This window comes from Synechococcus sp. B60.1 (assembly GCF_047462555.1).
GTDB lineage: Bacteria > Cyanobacteriota > Cyanobacteriia > Thermostichales > Thermostichaceae > Thermostichus.
Genome location: NZ_JANSJN010000217.1, coordinates 1 through 1141, shown reverse-complemented (window position 1 = coordinate 1141; position 1141 = coordinate 1). Strand labels below are relative to the sequence as shown.

The following is a 1141-nucleotide window of genomic DNA, read 5'->3' as shown; positions in this document are numbered from 1 at the left end:
GCCTTTACGGCCCTCTGCCTTGGGGATCAGGCCCTGTCGCCGGCGGTTATCGCCCTCTGCTTGGCGGCGGGGGCTGCCAGTTGGTTTTGGGAGCCGCCCCGCATTAGCTTTGCCCGCTATGCGCCCCTGTGGATGCCCCTGACGGTGAGCGTGCTGGTCAGCTTGGCGGCTCTGGTGCTTGCGGGCGTGCTGCCGCTTTCGGATGGGGCCATAGGCCTGGTGCTCTACCTTACGGGGGCCAAGTTGTTCCAGCGGGAGCGGGCAGCCGACCACATTCAGTTGGCGGTATTGTCTTTGCTTCTGATGGCCATTGCCACCCTCTTTAACGAGGACATCAGCTTTGGGTTTTTATTCCTGCTGTATGTGGGGGTGGGGCTGGTTAACCTCACCCTCTATCACCTGCGCCTGCAGGCGGAGCAGTACCCCCAGGCGGCCAGCCAAGTCCGCGGGATCGACCTCAACTTTCTGGGGTTGCTTGGATCCCTGGCTTTGCTGGCAACCCTTCTCTCGGTGGTTTTGTTTTTCCTCTTTCCGCGCCTTAGCTTGGGGCTGCTAGGCCGGCAGGCCCGCTCGCCGGTGATGACCACCGGCTTTGCCGAGGAAGTCAGCCTGGGGGAGTTCGGCACCCTCAAGACCGACAGCACTGTTGTCATGCGGGTGGAGTTCCCGGCGGGGGTGCCGCCCCAGGTGGAGTCCCTCTACTGGCGGGGGATCAGCTTTGATCGCTACGACGGGCGGGCTTGGTCGCGGACGCTGGACCACGCGATCCCGATTTTCCCCAATGCAGCAGGGGTTTTTGATCTCTCGGCTTCCCCCTTGATCCCCACCGCTAGCGACCTCCAGTTCTTCCCCCTGGAGCAGCGGATTTACCTAGAGCCGCTGGCCACCAACACCGTCTTTGGGGTGGCGCCGCTGCTGGAGGTGGAGTGGTTGGATCGGGGTGGAGTGATGACCCCTCAGCAGGCATGGCAACGGCAAACTCGCCGCCTCCTCCTGCACGAGAGCGGGGATGTCAGCCATTCTCTGCCCCCCCGGCTGCCCTATCTCTACCGCGCCGTGAGCTGGATCCCCCGCGATCTGGAGCCCCGCCTGCGCCAGCTTAGCCAGGAGGAGCTGCTGAGTGCTCTTGACCCAGCCCAGC

At 64.0% G+C, this 1141-nt stretch carries 1 protein-coding gene; it reads left to right on the top strand.

What is annotated here, in order from left to right; genetic code table 11:
- On the top strand, positions 1-1141 hold a 1141-nt coding region (locus tag NW863_RS13120), incomplete at both ends, for a DUF3488 domain-containing protein (protein WP_414366890.1).